The sequence below is a fragment of the Escherichia sp. AM3 genome, assembly GCF_032029835.1.
GTDB classification, from domain to species: domain Bacteria; phylum Pseudomonadota; class Gammaproteobacteria; order Enterobacterales; family Enterobacteriaceae; genus Escherichia; species Escherichia coli.
The window spans coordinates 1-246 of the sequence record NZ_JAVUPQ010001211.1; the positions used below are offsets into that span (position 1 = coordinate 1).

1 pseudogene is annotated in these 246 nt (G+C 54.5%); it reads right to left on the minus strand.

Annotated elements, in window-relative coordinates:
- Positions 1-100 precede the first annotated feature (100 nt).
- Positions 101-246: pseudogene (locus RTW80_RS30345) on the minus strand (penicillin binding protein PBP4B); the annotation flags it as partial.

Genomic DNA, 246 nt, shown 5'->3' on the forward strand with positions numbered 1-246 from the left:
ACGGTAAGTATGCGGTCTGATGCCCTCACCCACGGTAGAAGGAACCAAAACCTCGTAGGCCGGGTAAGGCGAAGCCGCCACCCGGCAAGAAGGGTGGCGTTTACTCGTTCAGTGCGCCATAGATCTGATCGACAATCCATCCATATGTTGCCGCAGGTAAGGTCCCGCTGACAAAAACATTCGGATTCATTTTAGGATCAGCGACGGGGGAGTGTGGTCGGTTGCCCAGAATGACAATCGCCATAC